Raw genomic sequence first — 23,971 nt, 5'->3', positions numbered from 1 at the left:
CGCGTTGCACTCGTAGCTCAGCTGGATAGAGTACTGCCCTCCGAAGGCAGGGGTCGTGGGTTCGAATCCCGCCGAGTGCGCCATATCAAAAAGCCCTGGGAGATCTCCCGGGGCTTTTTCGTTTCTCCTTGACGTCAAAAAGCCATCAAGATGAATTGACGAAAAAAGCACTTTGCCATTAGTGTTGCTCGGTTTTTCGGTATTGAATAATGGATACCGAACGGATTCGGCTAATAGACTAGGTAGGTCTCAAGGATGCGCGGAGTATTACTACGCAGCGGTAGAAGTGAGCACTTCACAGCATTGGGCGAGACTGGCCAGCCCGTCTATCGCGCTGCTTTGCAGATCCGCGAAGCGATTCGCCGCAAGTACCCAGAGCACCCAGAGCTGATCGAGCACCTGGCCATCCCCCAGAGCGATGAACAGGGCAGCACCATCGACTGGTACAGCGACCGCCCCGGCGATGTGATCCCCTGGAGCAGCGCCACCGAGGAAGAGCGTGCGCCAGCACGGGTGCAGCTTGAAGTGTTGCAGAGCAAGATCAACGCCCTGAGCAACACCTTGTTGGGCCTGGATACCAATGGCCAGCCTACGGCCACCAGCAAGAAAGCCGCCCAGGGCGACAACGCGGTGTTCGGCAAGCTGCTGACCTGCGTGGTGCCCTTCCCCGACGAGAACTTCGTCTACCTGGTCGATGGCCGCCCGGTACTGACCTTCTGGGGCTTCATCCATGCCGGTGCCGAGCGCAGCCGGCAGCCCCTGCACTGCCTTTATCCACGCACCACGCCCATCGCCGAGCCCGTGGCTGCGCCGTTGGCACCTGCTGCTGCCCCCATGGCCCCGGCAGCACCAGTTCTAGCACCAGCGGCTGCGGTCGCACGCTTGCCGTGGTGGCGCAATTGGCGCTGGCTGCTGCCTTTGCTGTTGCTTTTGGCACTCCTGCCCCTGCTGCTGTTCGGGCTGCGTGGCTGCATCCCGGGGGTCGATCTTTCCGGTCCAGGCATGCCGGATCTGGGCCGTAATAGCGCTACCCAGGCCAACGACATCGCTACCCTGGCAAGCGGTTCGCCGTCCGTTGTTGGCGCACCGAACGGCAATGTCCAGGTGCCGACCTCCGGCACCCCGGGGGCAGTGGTTGCTCCGGTTCCCGCGCCTACCGGCCAGACCGATGCGGGCGATGAACCGCCACAGGCCGGCAACCAAGCAGAAGGTACACCAGAAGCGACGCCAGTTCCGGACGAGCAGCCAGCAGCAGAGGAAACGGCTGGCACTCAGGCCCCCGCCTCCTCCGGCGACAACACCCCGCCAGCGCCACCACAGTTGGCCGACGAGCAACCGCCAACCACAACAGCACCAGCCGCGCCAAACCCGTTGAGCATCCCGCCAGATGCGGCGGACGGCACTGCCGACTTCCTCAACGGCAACTGGGCCGGCGCTGGCATCCAGGAGGTAGGTACAGGCAAACCGCTACGCCTGAAATACGACTTCCAGGACGGCAAGGGCCAGGCCACCGTCAGCCGCTCCGACGGCGTGCAATGCCAGGCACCCGTTACCGCCGCCATGCAGGGCGGACAGTTGTCGATCAACAGTGCAGGCCAGGCTGCCTGCGCCGACGGCAGCAGCTACGAGCTGCCGCAGGTGGATTGCATACCCAACGCCAACGGCGCGGCTGACTGCACCGGCAACTACGGTGCCCAAGGCTTCCCGATGCTGATGAACAAAGCCGGCTAATCACACGAGAAACGCAGAAGATGTTGCCCGAAATCACCCAGTTCGAAGAAACGGTCACGCTGGTCAGCGATACCGGAATTCAATTCATGGATTTCGCCCTGCGTCTCGGCCCGGATGGCGAGCAGACCGGCAAATTCGTCCAGCTCAACAACGGCATGGTGCCTACACGCCTGCTGTGGTCCAAGGAATACAAGGACTTCTACGAGCCCGAGCCGGACAAAGTGGTACAGGTGGAGTTCGACACCAGCGAAGAAAGCCACTTCCGCCTGCCCATGGAAGACAGCCTGAAGCTGCTGGACGGGGTATGGTTGCCCATCCCGTTCCTGCGCTTCACGCCCCCCTATCGCTTTGATGAAGGCCCGAACAACTGGGCGCGCATGCGCCTGGTCAAGCTCGCCGAGCCTGACCTCGACGGCAACACCCACCGCCTTACCCTCGGTTTCGACAGCCGCACCATGCCGCTGGTAGCCGGTGCACCGTACCTGGCACCCAACGAAGACGACGTGCGCGCGGGCGTGGCGTTCAAGCTGGCTTGCAGTGCCCGCGAATATGGCTGGTTCCTGACCCACACCTGGATCCGCGACTGGCTGACCGAGGTGTACACAGAGGCCCGCGCAGAGTGGACGCGCGAACGCCTGGAACGTGACCTGCAGGGTAACCGCCACCTTGGCCACTACCTGAACCTGCTGAGCCTGTTGCGCCGCCCGGTGCCGGCCGAGCAGAGCGGCGAAAAACCAAAGGTCGAGATCCCGGAAATCAAGGTGATCGCCAACGAGGCCAATGGCATCGTCAAACCGATCCCGGTGGACCTGGTGCTGGACGTAGGCAACTCGCGCACCTGCGGCATCCTCATCGAGGACCATGGCCAGGCGGGTTCGGGCATGCGCCACAACTACGTGCTGGCGCTGCGCGACCTGAGCGAGCCGGAAAAGGTCTACAACCAAGCCTTCGAGAGCCGGGTCGAATTCACCCATGCGGCCTTCGGCAAAGACCACCTGTCGATCAAGAGCGGCCGGCACAATGCCTTCCAGTGGCCGACCATTGCCCGGGTCGGCGGCGAAGCCAGCCGCCTGGCCAGCCGCAACCGCGGCACCGAAGGCTCGACCGGCCTCTCCAGCCCCAAACGCTACCTGTGGGACGAAAAGGCCTACGGCCATGGCTGGCGCTTCAACACCGCCTACGTCAAGACCGACAAGGAGCCCATGGCCGTTGCCGCGCCATTTGCCAACCTGATCAACGACCGTGGCCAGCCGCTGTACCTCAAACCCTTCGACATGCCGGTGTTCAACCCACGCTATTCGCGCAGCAGCCTGATGACTTTCATGCTGGCCGAAGTGGTGACCCAGGCGCTGAGCCAGATCAACAGCCCGGCCCAGCGTTCGCGCCAGGGCCATGCGCGGGTGCCGCGCCAGCTCAACAGCATTACCCTGACCGTGCCGCCCGGCATGCCCCAGGCCGAACGCAGCCTGCTCAGCAACCGCCTGTACGAAGCCATCGGCCTGGTCTGGAAAAGCCTGGGCTGGCACCAGGACGAGAGCAACCCGTTCAAGGGCAAGGACATCAAGACCCGTACCCCGTTCCCCAGCGTGCGTGTGGAGTGGGACGAAGCCAGCTGCGGCCAGCTGGTTTACCTGTACAACGAGGTCAACGAAAACTTTGCCGGCCACCCGGAAGAATTCTTCGTCGCCCTGGCGCGCCCGGACAAACAGGAACACGAACAGATCAGCCTGGCGACCATCGACATTGGCGGTGGCACCACCGACCTGGTGATCACCGATTACCGCCTGGACCGTGGCGCAGGTGGTGGTGCCGGCGCCAACGTGCACATCGTGCCGACCCAGCGCTTCCGTGATGGCTTCAAGATTGCCGGTGATGACATCCTGCTGGACGTGATCCAGGAGTTCATCCTGCCGTCCTTCGCCAATGCACTGCGCACTGCCGGCGTTCCGGCACCCGATGCGCTGATGTCGCGCCTGTGCGGCAATGGCGATGCCACGGCCCAGGAGCGCCTGCTGCGCCAGCAATTGAACCTGCAAGTGTTCGTGCCGCTGGGCCTGGCCCTGCTCAAGGCCTATGAGCAATTCGACCCGGCGCAACCGCAGGCTGCCGTGGAGCAGACCTGGCAGCAGGTACTGGGCGAGGCCAGGGTCAATGACAGCGTACTGGCGTTCGTCAACGCCGCCGTGCGCCGCGAAGTCGGCCGCGACGGTGCCCTGGACCTGCTGCAGACGCCCATTGTCTTCGACCTCGAGCAGGTCCACGCCGCCTTCATGGGTGGCCAGATCAACATCACCAAGGTGCTCGGCGAACTGTGCGAAGTGGTGTTCAACTACCCCTGCGACATGCTCCTGCTGACTGGCCGCCCTTCGCGTCTGCCCGGTATCCAGGCCTTCATTCGCCAGCGCCTGCCGCTGCCGCCAGGGCGCATCCTGCCGATGCAGAACTACCGCACTGGCGGGTGGTACCCGTTCCACCGCAATGGCCTGATCGACGACCCGAAAAGCACCGCCTCGGTGGGTGCGATGATCTGCCTGCTGTGCTCCAAGCACAGCGTGCCGAACTTCTACTTCCGCACTGCCGCGCTCAAGCCGTATTCGGTCATCAAACACTTCGGCCAGATCGACAATGCCGGCACCATCAAGCACGCCGACGTGCTCTACCACGACCTCAAGTCCGACAAGGGGCTGATCGAGTTGCCGATCGTCGGCGAGGGTGAGGAGCGCGGTACGCCCTGGCTGGAAATGCGCGGCGACATGCACCTGGGTTACCGCCAACTGGCCGCCGAGCGCTGGTCGGCCTCACCGCTGTACACCCTGCGCTTCACCCCCTCGGGCAGCGCAGCGTTTTCCCGCGCGGTGGGCAAGAACGGCGAGGCTCCTGTGCTGCGCATTCGCCTGGAAATCGAGCAGTTCGACCAGGAAGAACGTGACCAGGGGCTGATCAGCGACAAGCTGGTCATCCAGAAGCTGGAATCGAACATCCTGGACGCCGACTTCGATTTCGACCGGGATCTTGAACTCTCACTCAACACCATGCCCACCATGAGTTTGAGTGACAGCGACTATTGGCTCGACAGCGGGAACGTCAAAGGAAAATGAGCGACCTTACGCCAAAGCAACAGCAGTTGATGGGTGCCTGGGGCGCCATTCACAAAGGCGCCGGCGAGGCCCTGGACTGGATCGAGCAGGTGCGTGGCAATGCCGCCAGTGTCGAGGCCGAGGCCGATGGCCTCAACCTGCGCCTGCGCCAGGCCCGCAACCGGGCCAAGGACCTGCAGCGTGCCGCCTCCACGCCCATGGTGATCGGCTTCTTCGGCCTGTCCCAGGCGGGCAAGTCGTACCTGATCTCGGCATTGGCCGCCGACCGCAGCGGTCGCCTGGAAACCGATTTCGGTGGCCGCACCCTGGATTTCATCGAACATGTGAACCCGACCGGCCTGGGCAAGGAAGCCACCGGCCTGGTCACTCGCTTCAGCCGGCGCGCCAAGCCCAGCCCGGATGCCAACCATCCGGTCGAGCTGAAGCTGTTCAGCGAAATCGAAGTGGCCAAGATCCTGTCCAATGCCTGGTTCGAGGATTTCGACCAGGAAAAACTGGATTACACCTATACCGACGAACGTATCCAGGCCCTGCTGGCCAGCTTCGAGGGCGGCGAGAACAAAGGCCTGCAACCGGGCGTCAACGGGGATGACGTGGTTGCCTTGTGGGACTACCTGAAAGGCAACTACGAAAAGTCGGTGCGCAAGCTCAACGAGCTTTACTGGCCACGGGTGATCAAGCTGGCGCCACGCCTGAACCCGCGTCAGCGCGCCAAACTGTTTTCGGTACTGTGGGGTGAACAGGACGCCCTCACCGAAATCTATGAACTGTTGGTCGGCGGCTTGCAGAAGCTGGGGTTCCCCGACACCGTCTACGCCCCCTTGAGCGTACTGGTGAAGGAAGAGAACGGCGCCTACACCCAGGCCAACAGCATCATGAACGTCGATATTCTCGGCCGCCTGGGCACTGGCCGCGACCTGCCAGTGAACGTCCTGCCGCTGCACGGTGACAAGGTCCAGGGCAGCGTTTCACTGTCGGTCGCGCAACTGGCGGCACTGACTGCCGAAATGACCTTCCGCCTGACCAACAGCCCCAAGGACCCGGTAGTAGAGGAAGTCGACCTGCTCGACTTCCCCGGTTACCGCACTCGCCAGAAGCTGCTGCGTATCGAAGATGCAGCAAGCCCCGACGTAGTCGAGGAGGTCAACCCGGCCGCCAGCCTGATCCTGCGTGGCAAGGTCGCCTATCTGTTCGAGCGCTATACCGACGCCCAGCAGATGAACGGCCTGGTGTTGTGCACCAGTTCGTTCAAGCAAAGCGAAGTGGTCAGCGTCGGGCCGGTGCTGACCCGCTGGATCCACAAGACCCAAGGCGCCACGCCCAAGGAGCGCAGCCAGCGCACCCCCGGCCTGATCTGGGCGCTGACCATGCTCGATGGCTTCATCGGCAACACCCTCAGCCTGAGCGAGGGTCAACTACCCGAAGGCTGCGAGAACATGATGAAGCTGACCATGATCGAGCGTTTTGGCAGCCAAGAGTGGATGAAAGACTGGTCCGGTGTACCGTTCAATAACACCTACCTGGTGCGCAAGCCACGCCTGGATACCGCGTTCATCGAACGCGACACCGGCAACGGCGAAGAAACCTGCCTGAACGAACGCCATGCACCGCGCCTTGTGCAGTTGCAACAGTGCTTTGCGCAAAGCCCGTCGGTGCTGCGTCATATCAAGGACCCGGCCGACGCCTGGGCCGCGATGCTCGAACTCAATGACGGTGGTATCAGCCGCTTCAGTGGCAGCTTCCAGGGCATCAGCAACATCGACTTCAAGCTCACCCGTATCGAAGAGCAACTGGAACAGTGCCGCACCGACCTGCTGGAGCACGGCCTGAATACCTGGCGCGAGGAAGACTTCGAACAGCTGCTGAACAAGAAGCGGGAAAAGACCCAGTACCTGCTCGACAACCTGGGTGCCGACCCGGATGCGATCAGCGAACTGATCCATGCCTTGCAAGTGCCTGTCGAACAGCTGCGCGACCTTTACCTGGGCGGCGTGTACGACATCGATGGCATTGACGGCGACGCCGCTGAAGAGCCGGAACAAGCCGCCAAAGCCCCGGCCAACAAGGCCCCGGCCATCAGCTTTGGCAACCTGTTCGCCAACACTCCTGCCGCCGCACCAGCACCGGCTGCCAAGCCGCTGGCCAAGCGCCTCACCTCTGAGCAGCGCTTTGTCCGCGCGGCGTTGAAGGCGTGGATCAAGCACATGCGCGACCTGGGCACGCAACCCATGCGCCTGAGCAGCCTGCGCATCAGCCGTGAAGTGGTCGAGGCCCTGGTCGAAGAGCTGGTCAGCGCGGTACGTCGCCCGCTGTTCATCGAGCAACTGGACACCGCCGTCATGCGCCGGGTGCTCAACGGCATGCGCCGCGACCAGATGGTCCAGCGCCAGGTGCTGACGGTGCAGTTGGCCATGCGCGACTTCCTTTCCTGGTTCGGCTTGCTGGAGAAGCCCGCCGATGAACGCCCAAACAGCCTGCTGGGTTCGCGCGAGCCGGTGTTCAACTTCTACCAGAGCGTGCCCCAGGGCGAGCTGCCGGTACTGCCGGAGCAACCGCCGCACCATGAACAACGCTTCCTGGTCGACTGGCTGTCGGGCCTCGCCTGGCTGACCCAGGAAAACGCCAAGAGCGGCGCCGACCCGGAAATCACCACCGAGCAGCGACGCCAGTTGGCGGTGCTGCTGAACACCTTTCAAGCGAGTTGATTGCAATGGGTATCAGAGTTGATGTGCTGCCACTGGAAGTGAACACGCCGGGCCAGGGCCTGCTGCGGATCACCGGCTGGGAGGGCGCCAGCGAAGGGCTGCAATGCTCCCTGCAAAGCAGCCAGTCCCATGAGTTCCTGCATGAAGGCGGGCACTGGGGCAACGTCGCCCACTGGTTCCGCCTGGATAACCTGATTGCCGTTGCAGGCGCGCCAGCCATCGAGACGCGGATCGGCCCCAACCTGATCAACCCGTTGTTGCAGGCCAGCGGCACCGCTACGTTCCGCATCGAGGTCAGCAACCCGCAGACCGGGCACAGCGACCTGGGCATGGTGCGCATCAACAATGCCATCGTGGCCTCCGTCGAGTCGGGGCCGGCGCTGGAGAAGTCGCCGCCACCGGCACCGTTGCAGAGCGCGTCGGTGGTTATCGAGCCACCGGCGGCGAGCACGCCGGAGCCTGCTCCTGCAGTGGCTGCAGACCCCGAGCCCGAGCCCGCGCCAGCCCCTCAGCCAGCGCCAGTCGCTGCGCCGCCGACGGTGGCGACCAAACAAGGCAACAAGTGGCTGCTGCCCCTGTTGATCCTGATCCTGCTGGCGCTTGCCGCCGGGGGCGGCTGGTGGTGGTTCAATCGCAACGCCGCCGAAGCACCTGCACCCGTGCCGCCTGAAGATCAGCCCGTCGCCCAAACCGAAACGGCCAAACCGTGCTCGCTGGAAAGCATGAAAGGTCAGACATCGCTGGCATTCCTGCAGTCTTGCATCCAGAGCAAGCCGGACAGCGCCGCGCTGCTTGAGGTGATCAACCTGGCCAAGGCCAACGACCAGTGCGACGTAGCCCAGCGCCTGTATGCCAACCGTGCCAATGCCGGTGATATCCAGATCGCCACGGCCTACGCCCACGAATACGACCCCAAGTACCACCAGCCAAGCAACTGCTTCAAGGCCCCGGAAAGCGCCACGGCAGCCTCCTGGTACGAGACCATCCTCAGCTTCGATGAAAACAACGCCGAAGCCAAGCAGCGCTATGAGGAGCTCAAGCCATGAAGCTGCGTATTGGCGCCGCATTGCTGGCCTTGTCGCTCAGCCCTGCCCTGCAGGCAGCCGACAAGCCCCTGCTGCAGGATGGCAAGAAAACCCTGTTCCAACGCGTGCTGACCACCCCAGGCTGCAAGCTCAGCGATAGCGCCGGTGCCGCCCCTGGTGCCGCGCAGCCGACTTTCAGCCGCTTCTATGTGTATGAACGTGCCCAGGCCGACGCCCGCGAGTGGCTGCGGGTGGGGCCCGACACCCAGGGCAAGAGCATTGGCTGGCTGCCTGCGGACTGCACCGTCGAATGGAAAATGCAACTGACCCTGGCCTTCACCAACCCGGCCAACCGCGACCGGCTGATGTTCTTCAAGGAACGTAACCAGCTCGAAGGCATCCTCAATGCCCCCGACCCGGTCAGCCATGTGGCGCCGCTACGCGCCAAGCTCAAGCATGGCACCGAGGCGCCAGGGGTACTGGCCGAAGAGCCCGAGTACTTCGTCGACCTGCAAAAGAACTTTTACCTGCTGCCAGTGCTCAGCGGCGAAGAAGTGATGACGGAAGAAGGCTTCCGTACCCGCATCCTCAACGTGGCTTCGGTCAGCAAGGCCGATAGTGCCGCAGCGGCTTCGTCTGCACCCAGCCAGGCCGCCGCCAACCAGCAGTTGAAGGCGTTCAGTGCCGCGGTGGTGTTCGTCATCGACTCGACCATCTCGATGGACCCGTACATCGACCGCACCCGTGAGGCGATCAAGCGCGTGTATGCGCAGATCGAAAAGGAAAACCTCGGCAAACAGGTCAAGTTCGGCCTGGTTGCCTACCGTTCCAGCACCAAGGCCGTACCGGGCCTGGAGTACGTCAGCAAGATGTACGCCGACCCCAACACGGTGAAGGACGGTGCCGACTTCATGGCCAAGGTTGCCGACCTCAAGCAGGCCAAGGTCTCCAGCAGTGAGTTCAACGAAGATGCCTACGCCGGCGTGATGTCGGCCGTGGACCAGATCGACTGGAGCCAGTTCGGCGCACGCTATGTGGTGCTGATCACCGATGCTGGTGCCATCGACGGGGGTGACAAGCTGTCCAGCACCGGCCTTGGCGCCGAGCAGGTCAGGATCGAAGCCAGCAACCCGGGCGTTGCGCTGTATACCCTGCACCTGAAAACCCCGAGCGGGGCGAAGAACCACAGTAGCGCCGAGGCACAGTACCGCACGCTGTCGAACTACCCGGGTACCAATACCTCGCTGTACTACCCGGTCAATGCCGGTGATGTGCAAGCCTTTGGGCGCAAGGTCGACGGGCTGGCTGCGGCCATCACCCAGCAAGTGCGAGCCGCCTACATGGGCGAGGCCGCCATTGGCAGCGCCACCAACGCCAAGGCCGACCCCGCCGAGAAGAAAATGCTCGAAGATGCCGCGCTGATTGGCCACGCCATGCAGCTGGCGTACCTTGGCAAGGCCACCGGCAGCCAGGTGCCGCCGGTGTTCCAGGCCTGGATCAGCGACCGCGACCTGATCAAGCAGAATGTGCCGACCACCGATGTGCGCGTCTTGTTGACCAAGGCCCAGCTCAGCGACCTGAGCGATGTGCTCAAGCAGATCCTCGATGCCGCCAACGAAGGCATGATTTCGCCTGACGAAATGTTCACCCGCCTGCGCTCGGTTGCGGCAACCATGGGCGCCGACCCGAACCAGCTGAAGCAGGGCTCAACCACCCGTGTGGCTGACCTCGGCGTACTGGGCGAATACCTGCAAGACCTGCCCTACCAGAGCGAAGTGCTGAACCTCGACGAAGAAACCTGGAAAGGCTGGGACGGCCTGGCTCAGGAGAAATTCATCCGCAGCCTGAGCACCAAGCTTCGCCATTACCAGCGCTACAACGCTGACGTCGACCGCTGGGTCGCTCTGGCTCCGGGCAGTGACAGCCGTGACAACGTCTACCCGGTACCACTGGAAATGATGCCCTGACCCCACATGCTCGAGATCAAGGGATTACGGGTTGTTCGAGGCGAAGGATCGCAGGCTCACCGGATACGGCTGGACGCGCTGTGCCTGCAGGCCGGCGAGATTCGCGCCATTACCGGCGAAAGCGGCTGCGGCAAGAGCACCCTGCTGGAAGCCATCGGCCTGCTGCTCAAGCCTGAACAACTGACGCATTACCGGCTTGGCCCGCAACGCCAGGATGTGGCCAGCCTGCTGGCCACCGACCAGCAACCGGCGCTGGCGGCATTGCGCTCACGCGAACTTGGCTTCGTGCTGCAGAACGGCGGGCTGCTGCCCTTCCTCAGTGTGCGTGACAACATCCTGCTGCCGCGCCGCCTGCTCGGCCTGGCACCTGCCAGCGCAGCGGTGGACAAGGCCGTCGAAGCACTGCGCCTGGCACCGCTGCTGAGCAAGCTGCCCCAGGCGCTGTCCATTGGCGAGCGCCAGCGGGTGGCCTGCGTGCGCGCCATCGCCCACGAGCCAAAGGTGCTGTTGGCCGACGAGCCAACTGCCGCACTGGACCCACACAACGCCGAGCGGCTATTCGAGCTGCTGCTGAATCTGGTGGCCGAGCTGGGGCTGAGTGCCTTGGTCGTGTCACACGACTGGGCGCTGGTCGAACGCTTCGGCCTGCCACGGCTGGGCGCCATCAACGGTCAAGGGGAAACACGCTTTGAACCCGTGGCATAAACGCCTGCTGCTACTGGTCAGGTTGTCCCTGGCCGACCTGTGGCACGACCGCAACGTTTCCCTGTGCATGGCGGCCTCGCTGGTGGCCGTCATCGCCCCCCTGCTGCTGCTGTTCGGCCTCAAGCACGGAGTGGTCAGCCAGTTGCAGCAGGAACTGCTCAGCGACCCGCGCAACCTCGAAGTCAAGATGCTCAGCAGTGGGCACTACGACCAGGCTTGGTTGCAGCGCCTGCAGGCACGCCCGGAAGTAGGCTTCGCCATTGGCCAGACCCGTTCGCTTAACACCCAGGCCGACCTGCTCGGGGCACATGGCCGCTTTGCCGACAATGTCGAAGTCATTCCTACCCGGGCCGGCGACCCGTTGCTGGCGACAGACCTGAGCGAGCTGGCGCCCAACCAGCTGATCCTCAGCGAACGGGCCGCCGAGCGCCTTGACGCCAAGGTTGGGGACACCCTGCGCTTGCGCGTCGCCCGGCGCCTGAACGAGGTCAACGAGCGTGGCGAGCGTGCCCTGCAGGTACGCGCCATCGTCGGCTCGGTGCGCTTCGCCCGGCCGGCTGCTTTCGTCAGCCCCGAGCTGCTGATGGAGCTGGAGCACTACCGCGATGGCTACCTGGTCACCAGCCTGGGGGCCAGCAGCGGCCAGGCCCTGGACGCCTTGAAAGTCGGTTACGCCCGGGCGCGGGTCTATGCGCGAGACATCGACAGCGTGGCGCCGCTGGAGCACTGGCTCAATGAACAGCGTATCGAGACCACCAGCCGCTTGGCAGAGATCGATAACGTCAAAGCGATCAACCACGTGCTGGGGCTTATTTTCGGCGTTATTGCCGGGGCCGCACTGATCGGCTGCATCGCCTCGCTGGTCGGCGCCTTCCTGGCCAACATCGACCGCAAGCGCCGCCACCTGGCAGTGCTGCGCCTGCTGGGCTTCAGCAGTGCCGCAGTGTCCGCCTACGTGGTACTGCAAGCACTGGTGCTGAGCCTGGCAGGCTACCTGGGCGGGCTTGGCAGCTACTACCTGGGCAGCCTGCTGTTCGACCGGCTACTGGTCAGCAGCCAGGCAACCGGCGCCTTCATCTGTCACATCACCGTCTGGCATGGCCTGGTCGCCCTGCTGCTGGCCTTCCTGGTCGCCGGCCTGGTCGCCCTGATCGGCGCCTTGCGTGCCATACGGATACAACCTGCGGAGAGCCTGCGTGAACTCTAAAGCCTATAGCCGCCTGCTTCTGGCGCCACTCGGTCTCGGCTTCGCGCTGCAGGCAGCAGCGGCAAGCTGGGACGAGAAGTACTACAACCCGATACCCGATGCCGACGACGTGGTGCTGCCCATGCCCTGCGACGGAGCCATGGTGTTTCGCAAGGTGATGATCCCGGTGGCCGGGCCGCTGGACGACTACCCGATCAACATCGGCCAGGACAGCGCCGAATGGGGCTATGTCGAGCAGACCCGACCCGCCTTCATTGCCGGTAGCTTCACCAGCGCCAAAGGCGAGAAGTCGCGTTATTACCTGCTGGCCAAGTACGAGATGAGCCAGTTGCAGTACAAGGCGTTGATGGACGAGACCTGCCCGACCGCCGCCAACAAGCAACGCCTGCCGGTTGTGTCGGTTTCCTGGCTGGATGCCCTGCAGGCCGCCGACAAGTACAACCGCTGGTTGCGCGCCAATGCGCCAGACAAGCTGCCCCGCGAAGATGGCGCCCAGGGGTTCCTGCGCTTGCCGACCGAGGTGGAATGGGAGTTCGCCGCGCGCGGTGGCTTGCAAGTCAGCACAGCCGAATTCCGCGATGGCCGCTACCCCATGCCCGAAGGCCTGAATGCCTACGAATGGTTCGCCGGTGCCCAGTCCGCCAACGGCCAGTTGCAGCTGAGCGGCCTGCTCAAGCCGAACCCGCTGGGCCTGCACGACATGCTCGGCAATGCCAGCGAGATGATGTTCGAGCCGTTCCGCCTGAACAAGCTCGACCGCCAGCATGGCCAGGCCGGTGGCTACGTGGTGCGCGGTGGCAACTACCTGACCAGTGAGGGCGACCTGCGCACTTCGCTGCGCCAGGAAGAGCCGTATTACAACGCCGAAGGCGCCGTGGCCAAGAAAACCAACGGCCTGCGCCTGGCCATGGTTTCACCCACCCTTACTTCTCGGGACCGGGTAAAGAGCATCGAGAAAAGCTGGAGCAACCTGGGTAGCGATCAACCGGCCACCGAGAGCAAACAGAAAGGCACCGTCAAGGCGCTGGAAGAGCTTGCCTCCAATGTCGAAGACGAAGCCCTCAAGACCCAGCTGAAAACGGTCGAAAACCAATTGCGCGCCAGCAACCAGCAACAGCAGGAAGCCCGCGACCAGGCAATCCGCGCCAGTCTCAACCTGGGTGCCTTCCTGTGTACCAAGATGCTCGACGATGGCCAGTACCTGGACTTCCTGCAGAAAAATTACGCCAGCAACTGCAAGGCCGGCGAAGAAGACCCGACCTGTGGCGTGCGCAAGGTCAAGCTCGAAGAGCAAGAGCAACGCTTGCACAAACTCAGCCGTTACTACGCCAGCTCCCTTGTGGAGTCCGGCTCGCTGTACGGCAAAGACTTGATCGAAGCCCAGGTCCCGGTGCTGGACGGCTCGTTCAAGGCCAACAAGAACCTCAAGGAACTGTCGCCGTACCTGCAAACCCACTGGGCCAACCAGGTGTCGTTCCTGAAGACCCAGAAAATTGACGCCACCGCTTGGCTGAACAAGTGCAAGACCGTCGCACACTGACCCAAGGACATCCAGGAGCCGCAACATGAACACCACCCCATCCAGCCGTATCAACCCTTGGCTCAGCTTGCTGATGGCCGCGTGCCTGGTTTTCACCGGGTGCGCCAGCACCGGTAGTTCGCTGACCGGTGGCGGCGGCAGCGCCGACCCGCGCCTGACCACTGGCAATGATGCGAAGTTCTTCAGCAACTCGGGCTTCCAGGCCTGCGCCCTTGCCGCTGGCGGCGGCATCCTTGCCTGCATGCTGTCCAACTCGGGTAACAAGGCGGCTTGCTCGATCATCGCCGGTGTCGCGGCATGCGGCGTGGCAATGGGCGCCAACTACTACCTGGACCAGCGCCGGGCCAAGTATGCCGATACCACTGAACGCCTGAACGCGATGACCACCGAAGTACAGGGTGAAACCGCCAAGGTGGCCGAGCGTACCAACACCCTGCAACGCGTCATCAATGACGACAAAGAACAGATTGCCAGCATCCAGAACAGCATCAAAGCCAAGACCATAGACAAGGCCAAGGCCCAGCAGGACATCGCCAACATCGACCAGAACATCAGCTTGATGCGCAAAGACCTGAACAACATGAAAACCCGCGTTACCGAGTACCAGCAGGTGGCCAAGCTCGAACGTGACGGCGGCGCCAGCCCAGCCGAGGTGCAGAAGGTGGAAGCCGAAATCGCCAAGATGAACACCAAGGTCGCGTCGCTGCAGCAAGAGGTCGACGGTCTCTACAACCAGCGTTCGGCTATCACCTTGGGCTGAGGGAGAGCACGCCATGTTCCTGCGTAACTGCCTATGCCTGGCCCTGCTGGCCAGCCTTGCGGGGTGTGCGACCACTGCTTCGCAGTGCAATGCCTCTGACAGCGACACCAGCCTGATTGGCAAACTCAACTGTGACTATGGCGGAGGCTATGCCGAAGGCGTACGCAACAGCGAGCAGAGCCTGCTGAGTGCCCAAGAGCAGAACCGCCAGTTCAACGAGGTCTACGCACAGTTGAGTGCACTGCAGGCCTCGACCCGCCAGGACCTGCAAAGCCAGCAGCGCCAGCAGGCCAGCCTGGAGAAATCGTTGAATGGCCTGCTGAGTACCCTCAAGGCCCGCCATGGCAACAAGAGCGATGTGCAAAAGCAGATCGCCGCCCTGGAGCAGCAGCTCAAGGCCAACCAGGCTGCGCCCTCGCAAAACGCCAGCAGCGCCCAGATCGAAGCTCGCAAGCAGAAACTCAAGGACCTGCAACAGCAGGTCAGCCGCCTTCAGCTAAGCCTGGGTTACGAGTAAAACCTTTTCGGCAGCTTCGGCTGCCGAATCTTTTCAGGATATCCACATGCAGCGGGTTACCCGCGACACCAGCCCGGCCAAGGACGACCTGCGGGCACTCGAAGAGGCTATGGCGATCATCGTCAGGCACTTTCCCCCAAGTATTGCCCACCTGTTTGCCACACCGCGCAATGGCAAGGACGGCCTGCGCGAATGGTGGTCGGACCTGCAAGGTCAACCGCACCGTTACCACGACCTGGGCGCCGAGCAGCAGACAGCCTTGCTGCGCCTGTACGACGAACGCCAGGAAGCAGTACGCCAACTGGTCGGCAAGCTGGAAGGCCTGGGCCAGGCCAACGAGGCGGCCCTGTTGCGCAAGCTGATCGGGCCTGCCAACCTGGACAACCTGTACAGCGTCAACGGGCAACCACTCGTCGTACGCTGGGTCGAGCCGGCACCGGTCAAGCCCGCGCCGGTGCCCGTACCGCCACCTGCGCCGGTGGCCCGCCGGCGCTGGATATGGCTACCGTGGTTTCTGCTGCCGCTGCTTGGCCTGCTGTTGCTGGCCCTGGCCTGGTGGTTCGGCTGGCCGCACCTGCAGCACTGGCTTGCCAGCCGCGACACAACGCCGTTCGCCTGCGTGAAGGACACGCGGATACAGCCGCCGGAATTTTCCGTGGTGCTCGATACCTCGGGCTCGATGCTGCTCAACGTCGCCGCTACCCCGGAAGACGAAAAATGGTTCTTCCAGCACATCAATGATGATCCGAACATCGATCAGCAACGTGTTGCGCAACTTACCCAGGCCCCCATACGCATGGACGTGGCCAAGAGCAGCCTGACCCACCTGATCAACGACCTGCACCCGGCGGTCGACATGCGTGTGGTGACTTTCGATGGCTGCCGTGCGCCGCTGGACCATGGCGTGTTCAAGCTTGCCCAGCGCCCGGCCCTGATCGAAGGTATCCAGGCACTGGTACCCAACGATGGAACCGCCCTGGCAGCCAGCCTGGACATGACGGCCAGAACCATGAACGGCCGCGACCGCGACGGCATGATTCTGATGTTCATCGACGGCGCGGACGGTTGTGAGCAGGACGTTTGTGCCGTGGCGCAACGAATTGCCCGCGAGCAGCCACGCCTGCGCGTCAACCTGATCAACATCAGCAACAGCAACCTGGCCAGCTGCGTCGCCGAGAACACGGGTGGCCGAATCTATTCCGCCAACGACGCCGAGCAGATAGCCGCAGCCCTCAAGGATGCCAGCCAGGAAGTCTCCAGCACGGCTGATTGCGACTAGGAAGAACCATGCAAAGGGTAAACCGCGACACCGATGCCAGCCAGGATGCTGCCAACGCCCTCGAACAGAGGGTGGCCCTGATTCGCCAGCATTTTCCACCGGGTATCGCCAACCTGTATGCAATACCCAGGCAGGGCCGCGACGGCATACTGGAATGGTGGTCCGAGCTGGAGGGGCAACCACATCTGTATGCCACGCTCGGACGAGAACAGCAGGCGGCCCTGCTGAAACGCTACGAAGAGCGCCAGGCAGCTGTCGTCCAGCTGGCGGACGAGCTGCAAAAGCGCGGCCAGGCGCCTGCAGCAGAGGCTTTGCGCACGCTGGTCGGGCCACCGGATCTGGCCAACCTGTACAGCATCAACGGGGAACCGCTGGTGATTCGCTGGGGGCAACCGACACCTGTCACGCCACCGCCACCGCCACCGCCACCGCCACCGCCACCGCCACCGCCAAAGCTAGCGTCGGCCAAGCCAAAGCCCGCGCCAACGCCAAAACCCGTGGCAACGCGAACCGCAGTGATGGTCGAACGCCGCCCCCTGCGCCTGTGGCCCTGGTTGCTGTTTGGCCTGCTATTGCTCCTGCTCTACTGGCTATATAGCAGCTGGCCAGTACTGTACCAGCGCTGGCAAAGCTACCCGCAGACTGCAATCTGTACGCCAGGCGGTGCCTTCCAGGCGTCGGAGTTTGCAGTGGTGCTGGACACCTCCGGCTCCATGGACCAGCGCATCAGGGTGAAAAAGGAGGATGACCCTTGGTATATCGCCTTGCTGGCCCGCATTCCTTACGTCGATGAGCTGCTGGCCAACAACCAGCCACAACGGCTCACCCGCATGGATGTGGCCAAAAGCTCGCTGACCTCGGTGATCGGCGACCTGGACAAGGATGTGGACATGCGCCTGGTCACCTTCGATGGTTGCCGCAGCCCGGTCGATCACGGTGTCTTCGGGCAAGGCCAGCGCGCCGACCTCATCAAGCGTGTAGCCGACCTGAATGCACGGGGCGGGACAGGCCTGGGCATCAGCCTGCAAGCGGCAGCCAGCAAGATGAACGGGCGCGACCGGGATGGGGTGATCGTGATGTTCGTGGATGGCCGGGACAGTTGCGGCACCAGCGTGTGCAACGTGTCGGAACAAATAGCCAGAAGCCAGCCACGGCTGCGGATCAATGTGGTCAACATCAGCGCCAGCACCGGCTCGAACTGCGCAGCCAGCAACACCGGCGGGCGGGTGTACACCGCCAATGATGCCGCCGCCGTTGCCGCAGCGCTCAAGGAAGCGAGCCAAGAGGTGGCGGCGAGCGGTTGCCTGTAGACACGGGCTTGCCCGCGAAGAATCCAGCGCGGTGCATGGCACCGGCTGCGCCGGTGTTCGCGGCTAAAGCCGCTCCCACAGGGATAGCGTGCGCCCGAACCCGGCACAGTACCTGTGGGAGCGGGCTCGCCCGCGAAGCATCCAGCGCGGTGCATGGCACCGGCTGCGCCGGTGTTCGCGGGCATGCCCGCTCCCACAGGGACGGCGTGCGCCCGAAACCTGCACAGTACCTGTGGGAGCGGGCTCGCCCGCGAAGCATCCAGCGCGGTGCATGGCACCGGCTGTGCCGGTGTTCGCGGCTAAAGCCGCTCCCACAGGGATAGCGTGCGCCCGAACCCGGCACAGTACCTGTGGGAGCGGGCTCGCCCGCGAAGCATCCAGCGCGGTGCATGGCACCGGCTGCGCCGGTGTTCGCGGGCATGCCCGCTCCCACAGGGACGGCGTGCGCCCGAAACCTGCACAGTACCTGTGGGAGCGGGCTTGCCCGCGAAGCATCCAGCGCAGTGCATGGCACCGGCTTTGCCGGTGTTCGCGGGCATGCCCGCTCCCACAGGGACGGCGTGCGCCCGAAACCTGCACAGTACCTGTGGGAGCGGGCTCGCCCGCGAAGCATCCAGCGCAGTGCATGGCACCGGCTTTGCCGGTGTTCGCGGGCATGCCCGCTCCCACAGGGACGGCGTGCGCCCGAAACCTGCACAGCACCTGTAGAAGCGGGCTTGCCCGCGAAGCATCCAGCGCGGTGCATGGCACCGGCTGCGCCGGTGTTCGCGGGCATGCCTGCTCCCACAGGGATGGCGTGCGCCCGAAACCTGCACAGCACCTGTGGGAGCGGGCTCGCCCGCGAAGAATCCAGCGCGGTGCATGGCACCGGCTTTGCCGGTGTTCGCGGGCATGCCCGCTCCCACAGGGACGGCGTGCGCCCGAAACCTGCACAGCACCTGTAGAAGCGGGCTTGCCCGCGAAGAATCCAGCGCGGTGGAGGGCACCGGCTGCGCCGGTGTTCGCGGCTAAAGCCGCTCCCACAGGGATAGCGTGCGCCCGAACCCGGCACGGCAACCACCGATGACGTTTTTCAATCGACTCCATGCCGTTTCCTGCATTGCCGTGCAGAGCGCCGTGCCGGATGCTTTATTTACTCAGAGAATCGCTTTTTCCACCCGCAGAGGCCCGTATGAAGAACGTCGAACAAATCCTCAAGACCAAGTCCCAGCACCAGACCGTGTACACCATCGGCCCGGATGACTCGGTACTCGACGCCCTGAAACTGCTGGCGGAGAAAAACGTCGGTGCGCTGCCCGTGGTCGAGGGCAACCAGGTGGTGGGTATCGTCAGTGAACGGGACTATGCGCGCAAACTGGTACTCAAGGGCCGCTCTTCCGCCGCTACCCCGGTGCGCGAAATCATGAGTGCACCGGTGGTCACCGTGGAGCCGAAGCAGAACCTCGAGTACTGCATGAACCTGATGACCAACCGCCACCTGCGCCACCTGCCGGTGGTCAACAACGGCGAGCTGCTCGGCCTGCTGTCGATCGGCGACCTGGTCAAGGAAACCATTGCCGAACAAGCCAGCCTGATCCTGCAACTGGAGCAATACATCCGCGGCGAATGAAGCGCCTCAATGGTAGGCGCGCTCCAGCTCGTCCAGCTGATGGTCGAAGCTGCGCAGGCGCGCCGACCAGGTATACACCAGCACTTCCAGGTCACGGTTGAGCACGGCGGTATTGCCATGCCCGCTGCTGCTTGGCTCGCCCAAATCCAGCTGGTAGCGTTCGCGGGCCATGGCTTGGGCCACGCTGGACAGGTCGCGGGCATTGGCCAGCCAGTGATGATGGTGGTCATGAACTTCACGGTCGAGCAACCGGCACTGGCGCTTCAGGGCATCCAGGCTCTGCTCCAGCGGCGTGCCCCTGAGCTCACCCATGACCTCTTCGAAGGTACGCCCCGAATGCCAGTAGCTGCCCCAGAAATAACGGTCGAACACCGTCTCGACGCGGCGCAGCGCGACCTTGGTGTTCCAGATGGCCAGCAACGTTCGCCCCTGCACCACTTCGCGCTTGTTCAGGTGCAACTGCTGCCAGGCGATCCAGGCCAGCGCCACCAGCGCAGCCGCCACAGTGACAGCCGCGGCGGCATACAGGAAATGCACCGCCTGAGTCATCTGTTGCGTGTGCCTGATGCCGTAGAAGTAACTGGCCGTCAGGGTGCCCAGGATCGTCACGGAGCACCAGAAACCTGGTGCGTAGGGATCTTTCATCGCGCTATCCCCTTATTGTTTTCCTGAGCATAGCAACGGCCAATCACTCGTCAGGTGCCGCTCGGCGCTTTATTTTCGAGGGCGGCGCAATGCTTCGTTGAGTTGATCGAACGGCACCGCCCAATCGGCATCTTCAATGATGCTGTCCTTGAGGAAACTACGCTGGGCATCGGTCCAGAACGGCGCATCCACCAGCTTGATGTCGTTCTTCAATGGCGAGTGGCTGGCGATGAACTGATCGATGCTCACCGCATCGTCAGCCAGCCCCAGTTGTTTGAACAAGTCTGCAAAGGGATGGATCGGCGCTTCCATGGTTCCTCCTGAGAGCCAGGCAAGCCGTCCACGACGCCCGCCTGGCATTGGTTTGAAAACATCAGCAAAGCTCGCGCACTTCGGCGTGCGGCACCAGTTTCATGTACTGCTCCATGCTCATGTGGATCAGGTGATCGTGGTCACCCGCCTCAAGGTAGACATCACCTTGGCGGGTAAGGCTCGGGTCGAGCAGCATTTTTATCTGGTAGGCATCGCCAAGCGCTGGCACGGCGCCGCGCTCGCAGTCGCCGAACAGGCTCGGCAGGCCGCTTTCACGGGTCAGTTGCCAGGCGCCGGACATACGCACCTTGCTCATGTCCAGATGCCGGTTGGCCGGTAGCACGGCCATGATGTAGTTGCCATGACGGTCATCGAGCATCACCGACTTGGCGACCCGCTCGGCGGGCACGCCGGCCGTGCGGGCCGACTCCAGGCTGGTGGCCGAATGTGGATGGGGAATGATGTCGTAATCGCAGTTGGCCTTGTCCAGGCGATCCTGCAGGGTCTTTGCCATACGCATGATGCACCTCCGGTTTCGCCCCCCAATCTCCAATTTTAGGCCTGCCATCGGCAGGCAGGGCTAAACTTGTGCAAATAGAGGCGAACGAGGTGACGACAGGTGCTCACCCGCTGCTGGCGCTGGCTATTGCTGCTGTTGCTGCTTGGCATCACGCCAGGCGGGCAAGCAGCGCCCGGCGCGGTGTGGGTGCTGGGCATCGATGACGCCATCGGCCCGGCCAGCGCCGACTACCTGGTACGCAGTCTCGGCCAGGCCCAGGAGCAGGGGGCGCAGCTGGTGGTTATCCGCATGGACACCCCGGGCGGGCTGGACAGCGCCATGCGCCAGATGATCAAGGCGATTCTCGCCAGCCCCGTGCCGGTTGCCACCTACGTCGCCCCCAGCGGGGCCCGCGCCGCCAGCGCCGGCACCTATATCCTTTACGCCAGCCATGTCGCGGCCATGGCGCCCGGGACCAACCTGGGCGCCGCCACGCCCGTGCAGATCGGCGGCCCGCCAGGCGCGGCCAAGGACGACAAGGCCAAAGGCAGCGATGAAGACACCCTTGCGCGCAAACAGGTCAACGATGCTGCGGCCTACATCCGTGGCCTGGCGCAACTGCGCGGACGCAATGCCGACTGGGCCGAGAAAGCCGTGCGCGAAGCGGTCAGCCTGTCGGCCAGCGAGGCCTTGCAGCTGAACGTGATCGACCACGTGGCCGATGACCTGCCCGATCTGTTGCGCAAGCTCGATGGCAAGACGCTCGATGTCGCCGGTCAGCCCCGCCAGCTGCAGACCGCCAATGCCAGCCTGGTCGAGCACCTGCCGGACTGGCGCACACGGGTGCTGGCGGTGATTACCAACCCCAGCGTGGCGCTGATCCTGATCATGATCGGCGTGTACGGCCTGCTGTTCGAATTCATGAACCCCGGCTCGACGGTGGGTGGCGTGGTCGGCGGCATCTGCCTGCTGCTGGCGCTGTATGCCTTGCAACTGTTGCCGGTGAGTTTCGCCGGTGTGGCGCTGATTCTGCTCGGCATCGCCTTCATGATCGCCGAAGCCTTCGTGCCCAGCTTCGGCGTGATCGGTTTTGGCGGCATCGTCGCCTTCGTGATCGGCGCGGTGATCCTGATCGACACAGATGCCCCCGGTTTCGGTATCCCACTGGCCTTGATCGGCACCCTGGCGCTGCTCTCGGCGCTATTGATCGGAGGAGTGCTGGGCATGGCCCTCAAGGCCCGCAGCCGGGCGCTGGTCAGCGGTGACGCCGGCCTGGTCGGCAGCCTGGTCACTGTCACCCAGGTAATGGCAGGCAACCCGTTCTGTGGCGTTGTGCTGGCCCAGGGCGAGCAATGGCAGGTGCAGTGCGCAACGCCGCTGCAGGCTGGCCAGAACGTGCGGGTGACCGCGCGCCATGGCGTCATGCTGGAAGTGACCGCCGCTGCGCCCGCGGCGCAAGGAGAATGACCATGTTCATGCAATTTGGTTTTGGCGCCGTGCTGCTGGTGCTGGCGATGCTGTTGCTGTCGGCGTTCCGCATCCTGCGCGAATATGAACGCGCCGTGGTGTTCCAGCTGGGACGCTTCTGGCAGGTGAAGGGGCCGGGGCTGATCCTGTTGATCCCGGTGATCCAGCAAATGGTGCGGGTCGACCTGCGCACGGTGGTGCTGGATGTGCCGCCGCAGGATGTGATCACCCGCGACAACGTCTCGGTCAAGGTCAATGCCGTGGTGTACTTCCGCGTGCTCGACCCGCAGAAGGCGATCATCCAGGTCGAGGATTTCCTCGTGGCGACCAGCCAGCTGGCCCAGACCACGCTGCGCGCGGTGCTCGGCAAGCACGAACTGGATGAGCTGTTGGCCGAACGCGAGCAGTTGAACTCGGACATCCGCCAGGTGCTGGATGCACAGACCGATGCCTGGGGCATCAAGGTGGCCAATGTCGAGATCAAGCACGTCGACCTCAACGAATCGATGGTACGCGCCATCGCTCGCCAGGCCGAGGCCGAACGCGAACGGCGGGCCAAGGTGATCCATGCCGAGGGTGAGTTGCAGGCGTCGGAGAAGCTGATGCAGGCGGCGCAGATGCTGAGCAAGGAGCCGGGGGCGATGCAGTTGCGCTATATGCAGACGCTGGGGACGATTGCCGGGGACAAGAGCTCGACTATCGTCTTTCCGCTGCCGGTGGACTTGCTCAAGGGGTTGGTGGACAAGCAGAAGTAGCGTTGGCCCATTCGCGGGCTCGCCCGCTCCCACAGGTACTGCGCCGGTCTCAGGGGCGGCACATCACCTGTGGGAGCGGGCAAGCCCGCGAATGGCCGAGATGCGGTCTATCAGATTGGCGCCCGGCGCAAGGTAGCCAGGAACGTGGCCGCGCCGATGAACAGCCCGGCAAAGGTCCGGTTCAAACGCTTCTGCTGCTTGGGCGTACGCAGCAAACGCAATACCCGCGCAGCCAACCCGGTGTACCCCGCCATCACCAGCATGTCGACAGTGATCATGGTCACGGTGATCGCCACGTACTGCGGCAACAGTGGTGCATGCGGGTTGATGAACTGCGGCAGCACCGCCAGCATGAACACCAACGCCTTGGGGTTGCTGACGTTGACCAGGAAGCCACGGAACACCAGGCTCAGCGGTTTGCCAATTGGGCGCACGCCGGATTCATCGGTCATGTCCATCGGCAAGGCGCGCCACTGCTTGTAGGCCAGGTAGACGAGATAGGCGACGCCGAACCACTTGATGACCTGGAAGGCCGTGGCCGAGGCGGCCAGGATGGCACCGACACCGGCGGCGATGATGGCGATCTGCACGATCAGGCCCAGTTGCAGGCCCAGGGCGTTCCAGTAACCACGCCAGAAGCCGTATTGCAGGCCGCTGGACATCGAGGCGATCGCCCCGGCGCCGGGTGAAAGGCTGATCACCCAACAGGCGGCAAAGAAGCCCAACCACACTTCCATCGACATCACACACCTCGCTCGACATATGTTGCAAAACGTTAAGCTAAGGTGTTGGTGAAAAAATAACCAGTGTTTTTTGGCGCTTTGAATTGGTTGTGTTGGG

At 63.5% G+C, this 23,971-nt stretch carries 19 protein-coding genes and 1 tRNA gene; 16 read left to right on the top strand and 4 right to left on the bottom strand.

The features are described from left to right. The first annotated feature begins 6 nt into the window (after positions 1-6). From TZ03_RS16340 to TZ03_RS16275, 14 genes are all read left to right on the top strand, one after another. Positions 7-83: transfer RNA gene (locus TZ03_RS16340), tRNA-Arg, on the top strand. Positions 84-255: 172 nt separating this feature from the next. Next, entirely contained in the window at positions 256-1,731 is a 1,476-nt protein-coding gene (locus tag TZ03_RS16335) for an SrfA family protein (RefSeq protein WP_051099063.1), read from the top strand. Positions 1,732-1,751: 20 nt separating this feature from the next. After that, a complete protein-coding gene (locus TZ03_RS16330; protein WP_051099061.1) occupies positions 1,752-4,829 on the top strand; it encodes a virulence factor SrfB in 3,078 nt (1,025 codons plus the stop codon). Continuing rightward, on the top strand, positions 4,826-7,534 hold the full coding sequence (locus TZ03_RS16325) for a virulence factor SrfC family protein (protein WP_013970412.1): 2,709 nt from the start codon (positions 4,826-4,828) through the stop codon (positions 7,532-7,534). The genes TZ03_RS16330 and TZ03_RS16325 overlap by 4 nt, the downstream gene beginning before the upstream one ends. Positions 7,535-7,539: 5 nt before the next feature. After that, positions 7,540-8,580: a hypothetical protein gene (locus TZ03_RS16320; RefSeq protein WP_051099060.1), complete on the top strand. Its 1,041-nt coding sequence runs from the start codon at positions 7,540-7,542 to the stop codon at positions 8,578-8,580. Continuing rightward, the gene (locus TZ03_RS16315) at positions 8,577-10,526 is read left to right on the top strand and encodes a vWA domain-containing protein (RefSeq protein WP_051099059.1); all 1,950 of its coding nucleotides are present in this window, start codon (positions 8,577-8,579) and stop codon (positions 10,524-10,526) included. The genes TZ03_RS16320 and TZ03_RS16315 overlap by 4 nt, the downstream gene beginning before the upstream one ends. 6 nt (positions 10,527-10,532) lie before the next feature. Then, positions 10,533-11,231, top strand: coding sequence for an ABC transporter ATP-binding protein (locus TZ03_RS16310; protein ID WP_013970409.1), 699 nt, complete (start codon positions 10,533-10,535; stop codon positions 11,229-11,231). Then, positions 11,215-12,438, top strand: a complete 1,224-nt coding sequence (locus TZ03_RS16305; RefSeq protein WP_013970408.1) for an ABC transporter permease — start codon at positions 11,215-11,217, stop codon at positions 12,436-12,438. The genes TZ03_RS16310 and TZ03_RS16305 overlap by 17 nt, the downstream gene beginning before the upstream one ends. Then, positions 12,428-13,978 (top strand): formylglycine-generating enzyme family protein, encoded by a 1,551-nt coding sequence (locus tag TZ03_RS16300; protein WP_051099058.1) that lies wholly within the window; start codon positions 12,428-12,430, stop codon positions 13,976-13,978. The genes TZ03_RS16305 and TZ03_RS16300 overlap by 11 nt, the downstream gene beginning before the upstream one ends. A gap of 25 nt (positions 13,979-14,003) precedes the next feature. Next, positions 14,004-14,738 carry a hypothetical protein gene (locus TZ03_RS16295; protein ID WP_051099053.1) on the top strand — a complete coding sequence of 245 codons (735 nt, stop codon included), beginning with the start codon at positions 14,004-14,006 and terminating at the stop codon, positions 14,736-14,738. 13 nt (positions 14,739-14,751) lie between these two features. Continuing rightward, entirely contained in the window at positions 14,752-15,255 is a 504-nt protein-coding gene (locus tag TZ03_RS16290) for a hypothetical protein (protein WP_013970405.1), read from the top strand. 46 nt (positions 15,256-15,301) lie between these two features. After that, positions 15,302-16,534 carry a hypothetical protein gene (locus TZ03_RS16285; protein WP_051099052.1) on the top strand — a complete coding sequence of 411 codons (1,233 nt, stop codon included), beginning with the start codon at positions 15,302-15,304 and terminating at the stop codon, positions 16,532-16,534. 8 nt (positions 16,535-16,542) lie between these two features. Further along, positions 16,543-17,844 (top strand): VWA domain-containing protein, encoded by a 1,302-nt coding sequence (locus TZ03_RS16280; RefSeq protein WP_051099050.1) that lies wholly within the window; start codon positions 16,543-16,545, stop codon positions 17,842-17,844. A 1,171-nt stretch (positions 17,845-19,015) separates the two neighbouring features. Beyond that, the gene (locus TZ03_RS16275) at positions 19,016-19,453 is read left to right on the top strand and encodes a CBS domain-containing protein (RefSeq protein WP_013970400.1); all 438 of its coding nucleotides are present in this window, start codon (positions 19,016-19,018) and stop codon (positions 19,451-19,453) included. A 6-nt stretch (positions 19,454-19,459) separates the two neighbouring features. Here the strand turns inward: TZ03_RS16275 and TZ03_RS16270 are convergent, their stop codons facing one another. The 3 genes from TZ03_RS16270 to TZ03_RS16260 all read right to left on the bottom strand — a co-directional run bounded on the left by TZ03_RS16270 (position 19,460) and on the right by TZ03_RS16260 (position 20,930). After that, entirely contained in the window at positions 19,460-20,098 is a 639-nt protein-coding gene (locus tag TZ03_RS16270) for a hypothetical protein (protein WP_051099048.1), read from the bottom strand. A 69-nt stretch (positions 20,099-20,167) separates the two neighbouring features. Further along, complete coding sequence (locus TZ03_RS16265) at positions 20,168-20,410, bottom strand: DUF2789 domain-containing protein (protein ID WP_013970398.1); 243 nt, start codon at positions 20,408-20,410, stop codon at positions 20,168-20,170. Positions 20,411-20,471: 61 nt separating this feature from the next. Further along, the gene (locus tag TZ03_RS16260) at positions 20,472-20,930 is read right to left on the bottom strand and encodes an aminoacyl-tRNA deacylase (protein ID WP_024087979.1); all 459 of its coding nucleotides are present in this window, start codon (positions 20,928-20,930) and stop codon (positions 20,472-20,474) included. A 99-nt stretch (positions 20,931-21,029) separates the two neighbouring features. Between TZ03_RS16260 and TZ03_RS16255 the strand changes: the two genes are divergently transcribed. Both TZ03_RS16255 and TZ03_RS16250 read left to right on the top strand, forming a co-directional pair. Next, the gene (locus TZ03_RS16255) at positions 21,030-22,376 is read left to right on the top strand and encodes an NfeD family protein (protein WP_051099046.1); all 1,347 of its coding nucleotides are present in this window, start codon (positions 21,030-21,032) and stop codon (positions 22,374-22,376) included. Between the two features lie 2 nt (positions 22,377-22,378). Continuing rightward, on the top strand, positions 22,379-23,131 hold the full coding sequence (locus TZ03_RS16250; RefSeq protein WP_051099041.1) for a slipin family protein: 753 nt from the start codon (positions 22,379-22,381) through the stop codon (positions 23,129-23,131). Between the two features lie 110 nt (positions 23,132-23,241). Here TZ03_RS16250 and TZ03_RS16245 read toward each other — a convergent pair whose 3' ends face one another. Continuing rightward, positions 23,242-23,874 carry a LysE family transporter gene (locus tag TZ03_RS16245; protein WP_051099039.1) on the bottom strand — a complete coding sequence of 211 codons (633 nt, stop codon included), beginning with the start codon at positions 23,872-23,874 and terminating at the stop codon, positions 23,242-23,244. Between the last annotated feature and the right edge of the window lie 97 nt (positions 23,875-23,971).

It is taken from the genome of Pseudomonas sp. 10-1B (assembly GCF_000935045.1).
GTDB lineage: Bacteria > Pseudomonadota > Gammaproteobacteria > Pseudomonadales > Pseudomonadaceae > Aquipseudomonas.
This window is presented reverse-complemented; position numbering and strand designations above follow the sequence as displayed.